Origin of the sequence: Mycobacterium talmoniae (genome assembly GCF_001854525.1) — a bacterium.
Lineage (GTDB): Bacteria > Actinomycetota > Actinomycetes > Mycobacteriales > Mycobacteriaceae > Mycobacterium > Mycobacterium talmoniae.
The window spans coordinates 1-7,917 of sequence record NZ_MLQM01000215.1; the positions used below are offsets into that span (position 1 = coordinate 1).

Genomic DNA, 7,917 nt, shown 5'->3' on the forward strand with positions numbered 1-7,917 from the left:
TACCCACGGGACCCGGCGACACCCACGCCGGCGCCCACCACCCCGGGTGCAACACCGCCCGCGTCGCCGAACCCGCCAGCGCCGGCGCCCGGCCCCGGTCAAACACCGGCGCCCAGCCCCGGCCAAGCACCGCCGCCGGCACCTGGGCCCGACGCCGGGCCGCAGGGGCCATCCGATGAGAAACAGGATCTGGCTGCCCGTATCGGCATGGCCAAGAAGCTGCGGCAAAGCGACAACCAGTTCATCCAGTCGTTGGCGCTGCGCATCATGGCCACCCAGTGCAGCAAAGAAAAAGAGGATGTGCTCGCCGGCAACGACGACCCCAACCTGCCGCTGGTGACCTGTTCGAAGGACCGCAAGGTGGCCTACCTGCTGGGCCCGTCGATCATCAGCGGTGACCAAATCCAGGACGCCACTTCGGGTATGGACCAGCAAAGCGGGGGCTACATCGTCGAACTGCGGTTCAAGAAAGACGCGGCCAACACCTGGGCGGACTACACCGCGGCCCACGTCGGCACCCAGACCGCGTTCACGCTGGACTCGCAGGTGGTCAGCGCGCCGCAGATCCAGGAGGCCATCCCCGGCGGCCGGACCCGCATCACCGGGGACTTCACCCAGGGCCAGGCCCACGATTTGGCCGGCGTCCTGAAATACGGGTCCCTGCCGCTGTCGTTCGAGTCCTCGGAAGCCGAAACCGTGTCGGCGACACTGGGGTTGACGTCGCTGCGAGCCGGCCTGATCGCCGGCGCGATCGGTTTGGCGTTGGTGCTGGTGTACTCGCTGCTGTACTACCGGGTGCTGGGGTTGCTCACCGCGTTGTCGTTGGTGGCTTCGGGCGCCATGGTTTTCGCGATCCTGGTGCTGTTGGGCAGATATATCAACTACACCCTGGACCTGGCCGGCATCGCGGGTCTGATCATCGGTATCGGCACCACCGCGGACTCGTTCGTGGTGTTCTTCGAACGCATCAAAGACGAGATCCGCGAAGGCCGATCGTTTAGGTCGTCGGTGCCGCGCGGTTGGGCGCGGGCCCGCAAGACGATCGTGTCCGGCAACGCCGTCACCTTCCTGGCGGCCGCGGTGCTGTACTTCCTGGCCATCGGGCAGGTGAAGGGCTTCGCATTCACCCTGGGCCTCACCACGATTCTCGACCTGGTGGTGGTGTTCCTGGTGACCTGGCCGCTGGTGTACCTGGCATCGAAGTCGCCGACCTTGGCCAAGCCCGCGTTCAACGGACTCGGGGCGGTGCAGCAGGTCGCGCGCGAACGGCGAGCCGCGACCCTTTCGACGGGACGGGGATAGCGAGATGGCCTCTAAAACCAACACCAAGGACGTCGACGACGAAGTCGGCACCGGCGCCACCGAACTGACCGAATCCAGCGTCGACGCCGCGGGCGCGCCCGAACTGCCGCACCACAGTTTCTTGTCGCGGCTGTACACCGGCACCGGCGCGTTCGAGGTGATCGGGCACCGTCGGCTGTGGTACGCGGTCAGCGGGGCGATGGTGGCGATCGCCATCGCCAGCATCGGGATTTTCGGGTTCAACTTCGGCATCGACTTCAAGGGCGGCACCAAGGTCTCCTTCCCCAAGGGCGACGCCGAGACCAGCCAGGTCGAAGACGTCTACCGCAGCGTCATCGGCTCCGACCCCGAGTCGGTGGTCATCGTCGGCAACGGCGCCTCGGCGACCGTGCAGATCCGCTCCAAGCACCTGGACAACGAGCCGACCAACAAGCTCAAAGACGCCCTGTTCGACAAGTTCCAGCCCAAGGGCGTCGACGGCAAACCCAGCAAACAGGCCATCAGCGACTCGGCGGTGTCGGGCACCTGGGGTGCCCAGATCACCAAGAAGGCGCTGATCGCGCTGGGAGTGTTCTTGGTGCTGGCCTCGCTGTACATCACCGTGCGCTACGAGCGCTACATGACGATTTCGGCGATGGCGTCGATGGTGTTCGACGTGGCCGTCACCGCGGGGGTGTACTCGCTGGTCGGCTTCGAGGTCACCCCAGCCACCGTCATCGGCCTGCTGACCATCCTGGGGTTCTCCATCTACGACACCGTGATCGTGTTCGACAAGGTCGAGGAAAACACCCACGGCTTCCAGCACACCACCCGGCGCACCTTCGCCGAGCAGGCCAACCTGGCGGTCAACCAGACGTTCATGCGCTCGATCAACACCAGCCTGATCTCGGTGCTGCCGGTGCTCGCGCTGATGGTGGTCGCGGTGTGGCTGCTCGGGGTGGGCACCCTGAAGGACCTGGCGCTGGTGCAGCTGATCGGCATCATCGTGGGCACCTATTCGTCGATCTTCTTCGCCACCCCGATGCTGGTGAGCCTGCGGGAACGCACCGAGCTGGTGCGCACCCACACCCGCCGGGTGCTCAAACGGCGTAACCGCGGCGCCGGCAAGGCCGAGGCAGACACCGCCGAGGCCGACACCGACACCGACGGCACCGACGACGCCGAGCAGGCGACCGCGACGGTGCCGGCCACACCGGGGGAGACGACCAAGCCGGCGAGCAAGCCGGCACCGGGGGCACGGCCGGTACGGCCGACCGGCCGCCGCAGTGGACGTCCGACCGGCAAGTCCACCGAACGGCGGTAGGCGGGTGGCTGCCCGCTGGCGGCGCGCGCTCGCCCTGCCGGTCGCGATCGCGGCGATCGCCGGCCCGGCGATGACGGGATGCGCCGGCAGCGCCAACGACCAGATCGACTACGCGGTGGACGGCGCGCTGGTCACCTACAACACCACCACCGTCACCGGGGCCGCGTCGGCGGGATCGCAGGCGTTCGCCCGCACGCTCACCGGTTTCGGCTACCACGGGCCCGACGGGCAGGTCATCGCCGACCAGGACTTCGGCACCATCAAGGTGGTGGGGCGCGCGCCGCTGGTGCTGGACTACCAGATCGCCGACAAGGCTGTCTACTCCGACGGCAAGCCGGTCACCTGCGACGACATGGTGCTGGCCTGGGCCGCCCAGTCCGGGCGGTTCGGCCAGTTCAACGCGGCCAACCAGGCCGGCTACACCGATATCGCCAGCATCGACTGCCCGCCGGGCCAAAAGAAGGCACGGGTGTCGTTCGCGCAGGACCGCAACTTCGTCGACTACAAGCAGCTGTTCACCGCGACGTCGATGATGCCGGCGCACGTCATCGCCGAGGAACTGGGCATCAACACCACCGCGGTCACCGATGCGCTGCAAAGCACCAACATGTCGGTGGTGGACAAGGTGGCGCAGGTGTGGAACAGCACCTGGCAGCTCAAACCCGATATCGACACCAAACACTTCCCGTCATCAGGCCCCTACAAGATCGACTCGGTGCTCGACGGCGGGGCGGTGGTGCTGGTCGCCAACGACCGCTGGTGGGGCGCCAAACCGGTCACCAAACGGATCACCGTGTGGCCGCAGGGCGCCGACATCCAGGACCGGGTCAACAAGCGCGCCGTCGACGTCGTCGACGTGGCCACCGGGTCGTCGGGGGCGCTGATCACCCCGGACGACTACCAGCGCACCGAGACACCGTCCAACGGTATCGAGCAGCTGATCTTCGCGCCGGACGGTCCGCTGGCGGCCACACCGGCGCGCCGCGCGCTGGCGTTTTGTACACCACGGGACGTGATCGCCCGCGACGCCGGGACACCGATCGCCAACAGCCGGTTGTCCACCGCCCACGACGACGCCTTCGACCAGGCCGAAAATGTGCCCGACGCCGAACCGTTCGGCCACTCCGACCCCGACGCCGCCCGCGCCGCGCTGGGCGGCAAACCGCTGACGGTGCGGATCGGCTACCGCGAGCCCAACGCGCGGCTGGCCGCCACCGTCGGCGCCATCGCCACGGCCTGCGCCCCGGCCGGGATCACCGTGTCCGGGGTCACCTCGCCGACCACCGGGCCGCAGACCCTGCTCGACGGGCACATCGACGTGCTGCTGGCCGGCACCGGCGGGGCCACCGGCAGCGGATCGACCGGGTCGTCGGCGATGGACGCCTACGCCCTGCACACCGGCAACGGCGACAACCTGTCCCGGTACAACAACGGTCAGATCGACGGCATCATCAGCGCGCTGGCGGTCACCGTCGACCCGGCGGCCATGGTGCGGATGCTGGCCGAGAGCGCCCCGCCGCTGTGGGCCGACATGCCGACCCTGCCGCTGTACCGCCAGCAGCGCACTCTGCTGACGTCGAAGAAGATCTACGCGGTCGGCAGCAACCCGACCCGGTGGGGCGCGGGCTGGAACATGGACCGCTGGATGCTGGAACGGTGACCGCGGTTTCCGACCTGGTCGCCGCGCTGACCCGGGAGGTGCCCGACTTCCCGGCGCCCGGCATCCAGTTCAAGGACCTGACCCCGCTGTTCGCCGACGCGCGCGGGCTGGCCGCGGTCGCCGAGGCGCTGGCCGAGGCCGCGGCCGGCGCGGACCTGGTCGCCGGCCTGGACGCCCGCGGTTTTCTGGTGGGGGCGGCCGTCGCCACCCGGCTGGGCACCGGGGTGCTGGCGGTCCGCAAGGGCGGCAAGCTGCCGCCGCCGGTGCGCAGCGAGGCCTACAGCCTCGAGTACGGCACCGCCACCCTCGAAATCCCGGCCGACGGCATCGCGGTGGCCGGCCGGCGGGTGGTCCTGGTCGACGACGTGCTGGCCACCGGGGGGACCCTGGCGGCGGCCAAACGGCTGCTTGAGCACGCCGGCGCGACGGTGACCGCGGCCGCGGTGGTGCTGGAGTTGGCCGGGCTGGGCGGGCGCGACGCGGTGGCTCCGCTGCCGGTCCACAGCTTGCGGTGTTGTTGAGCGATATCCTCGGGGGCGGAGGTGACGAGCGTGGCAGACGACAACCGCAGCACGGGCCCAGCGGTGCAGCAGCCCACCCAGCCGATGCCGGTCGCCGACGTGCTGCCGTCCGACGCGTCCACCGAGCGCACCGATGTGCTCAAGGTGTCCTCCAGCGCGTCCCGCCGGGTGCGGGCGCGGCTGGCCCGCCGGATGACCTCGCAGCGCGGCACCTTGAACCCGGTGCTGGAACCGCTGGTCGCGGTGCACCGGCAGATCTACCCCAAGGCCGACCTGTCGCTGCTGCAGCGGGCCTACGAGGTCGCCGAGCAGCGGCACGCCAGCCAGATGCGGCATTCCGGGGACCCCTACATCACCCACCCGTTGGCGGTGGCCAACATCCTGGCCGAGCTGGGCATGGACACCACCACGTTGGTGGCCGCGCTGCTGCACGACACGGTCGAGGACACCGGCTATCCGCTGGACCAGCTGTCCGCCGATTTCGGTGAGGAGGTCGGCCACCTGGTCGACGGGGTGACCAAGCTGGACAAGGTGGTGCTGGGCAGCGCCGCCGAGGGCGAAACGATCCGCAAGATGATCATCGCGATGGCCCGCGACCCGCGGGTGCTGGTGATCAAGGTCGCCGACCGGCTGCACAATATGCGCACCATGCGTTTCCTGCCGCCGGAAAAGCAGGCCCGCAAGGCCCGCGAAACGCTGGAAGTCATTGCGCCGCTGGCGCACCGGCTGGGGATGGCCACCGTCAAATGGGAGCTGGAGGATCTGTCGTTCGCGATCCTGCACCCCAAGAAGTACGAGGAGATCGTGCGGCTGGTCGCCGACCGGGCGCCGTCGCGGGACACCTACCTGGCCAAGGTGCGCGCCCAGATCATCGCCACGCTGGGCGCGTCGAAGATCAACGCGACAGTGGAGGGCCGCCCCAAGCACTACTGGTCGATCTACCAGAAGATGATCGTCAAGGGCCGCGACTTCGACGACATCCACGACCTGGTCGGTGTGCGCATCCTGTGCGACGAGATCCGGGACTGTTACGCCGCGGTGGGTGTGGTGCATTCGCTGTGGCAGCCGATGGCCGGCCGGTTCAAGGACTACATCGCCCAGCCGCGCTACGGGGTGTACCAGTCGTTGCACACCACCGTCGTCGGGCCCGAGGGCAAGCCGCTGGAGATCCAGATCCGCACCCGGGACATGCACCGCACCGCCGAATACGGCATCGCCGCGCACTGGCGATACAAGGAAGCCAAGGGCCGCAACGGGGTTCCGCACCCGCACGCCGCCGCCGAGATCGACGACATGGCCTGGATGCGCCAGCTGCTGGACTGGCAGCGGGAGGCCGCCGACCCCGGCGAGTTCCTGGAGTCGCTGCGCTACGACCTTGCCGTGCAGGAGATTTTCGTGTTCACCCCGAAGGGGGATGTGATCACGCTGCCCACCGGGTCCACCCCGGTGGATTTCGCTTACGCCGTGCACACCGAGGTCGGGCACCGCTGCATCGGCGCCCGGGTCAACGGCCGGCTGGTCGCGTTGGAACGCAAACTGGAAAACGGGGAAGTCGTCGAGGTTTTCACCTCCAAAGCCCAAAACGCCGGGCCGTCGCGGGACTGGCAGGGCTTTGTGGTGTCGCCGCGGGCCAAGACCAAGATCCGGCAGTGGTTCGCCAAGGAGCGCCGCGAGGAGGCGCTGGAATCCGGTAAGGACGGCATCGCCCGCGAGGTGCGCCGCATCGGGCTTCCGTTGCAGCGCTTGGTGAACGGCGAGGCGATGGCCGCGCTGGCCCGGGAGCTGCACTACGCCGACGTGTCGGCGCTCTACACCGCGGTGGGGGAGAACCACGTGTCGGCCCGCCACGTGGTGCAGCGGCTGGTGGACCAGCTCGGCGGGGTGGATCAGGCCGAGGAGGACCTGGCCGAGCGGTCCACGCCGCTGACCATGCCGCGCCGGCAGCGCAGCACCGACGACACCGGGGTGGCGGTGCCCGGGGCGCCCGGGGTGCTGACCAAGCTGGCCAAGTGCTGCACCCCGGTACCCGGCGACGCGATCATGGGTTTCGTCACCCGCGGCGGCGGGGTGTCCGTGCACCGCACCGACTGCACCAATGCGGCGTCGCTGCAGCAGCAGTCCGAGCGGATCATCGAGGTGCTGTGGGCGCCGTCGGCGTCGTCGGTGTTTTTGGTGGCCATCCAGGTGGAGGCGCTGGACCGGCACCGGCTGCTGTCGGATATCACCCACGCGTTGGCCGATGAGAAGGTCAACATCTTGTCGGCGTCGGTGACCACGTCGGGGGACCGGGTGGCGATCAGCCGGTTCACCTTCGAGATGGGCGACCCCAAGCATCTGGGCCATCTTTTGAATGTGGTGCGCAACGTCGAGGGCGTCTACGACGTCTACCGCATCACGTCCGCGGCGTAACGGTTTTCCGCGAGCGTGCGTGTCCCCGGCCGACACGCCGGGCGTGCGGCCGGGATTGCGCACGCTCGCGGGGGAGTCGCCGAGCCGTCACAGCCCCGGTACGTCGCCGACGATCTCCTTGATCTTGCCGACCAGGTCGTCCGGTGTGGAGAAGTTGTACTCCTCGCCGTTGATCCGGACGGTCGGGGTGGCGCGGATGCCGCTGGACTTTGCCATGCCCTTGACCCTGTCGAGGTATTTGTCGCCGTTGATGCACGCCGCGACATCGCCTCCGGCGCCGGCCTGTTGCGCGAACTCGATCAACCGCGCGTTGTCCGGGTAGACCCCGCCGATTTCCTCCGGCTGCACCTGCGGGGTGAACAGCGTGTCGTGGAAACGTCGGAACGCGTCGGTGGATTGGTCGGCGACGCAGTAGGCCGCCGCCCCGGCGCGCGACGAATAGTGGTCGGTTGCGGGCCCGTCCAAGATGGCGACCGGGTAGTAGTCGGCGGCGACGGCGCCCGCGGCGATCAGCCGGGACACGGTCGGGCCGAAGGTCCGCTCGAAATTGCCGCACGCGGGGCACAGGAAGTCCTCGTACAGCGATACGACGGCCTTGGGCTCGTCGCTGCCCGGCTGGGTGATCAGCGTGCTCGACGCGACCCGCACCGCCTGGCCGCGGGTGCCGGATTCGGCGCGATGAGCGCCGGAGTGTCCGGCATTTCGCAGCACCAGGTATCCGG

Annotated in this window: 5 protein-coding genes and 1 pseudogene; 5 read left to right on the plus strand and 1 reads right to left on the minus strand. The window is 69.0% G+C overall.

Going from position 1 to position 7,917, the window contains the following annotated elements:
- The 5 genes and pseudogenes from secD to BKN37_RS24460 form a co-directional block, all read left to right on the plus strand.
- The coding region (gene secD, locus BKN37_RS24440) for a protein translocase subunit SecD (RefSeq protein WP_071029534.1) at nucleotides 1-1,302 on the plus strand (1,302 nt) is incomplete at its 5' end.
- A gap of 4 nt (nucleotides 1,303-1,306) precedes the next feature.
- The gene (gene secF / locus BKN37_RS24445) at nucleotides 1,307-2,605 is read left to right on the plus strand and encodes a protein translocase subunit SecF (RefSeq protein WP_071029528.1); all 1,299 of its coding nucleotides are present in this window, start codon (nucleotides 1,307-1,309) and stop codon (nucleotides 2,603-2,605) included.
- Nucleotides 2,606-2,675: 70 nt separating this feature from the next.
- Nucleotides 2,676-4,265, plus strand: coding sequence for an ABC transporter substrate-binding protein (locus BKN37_RS24450; RefSeq protein WP_083342021.1), 1,590 nt, complete (start codon nucleotides 2,676-2,678; stop codon nucleotides 4,263-4,265).
- The gene (locus BKN37_RS24455) at nucleotides 4,220-4,786 is read left to right on the plus strand and encodes an adenine phosphoribosyltransferase (RefSeq protein ID WP_423212836.1); all 567 of its coding nucleotides are present in this window, start codon (nucleotides 4,220-4,222) and stop codon (nucleotides 4,784-4,786) included. Before BKN37_RS24450 ends, BKN37_RS24455 begins: the two co-directional genes overlap by 46 nt.
- 138 nt (nucleotides 4,787-4,924) lie before the next feature.
- Nucleotides 4,925-7,195 (plus strand): annotated as a pseudogene (locus BKN37_RS24460) (RelA/SpoT family protein); the annotation flags it as partial.
- Between the two features lie 87 nt (nucleotides 7,196-7,282).
- On the opposite strand, the gene BKN37_RS24465 reads toward BKN37_RS24460, so the two are convergent.
- Nucleotides 7,283-7,917 (minus strand): DsbA family protein (locus BKN37_RS24465; RefSeq protein WP_108772721.1); only part of this gene is annotated, 635 nt, incomplete at its 5' end.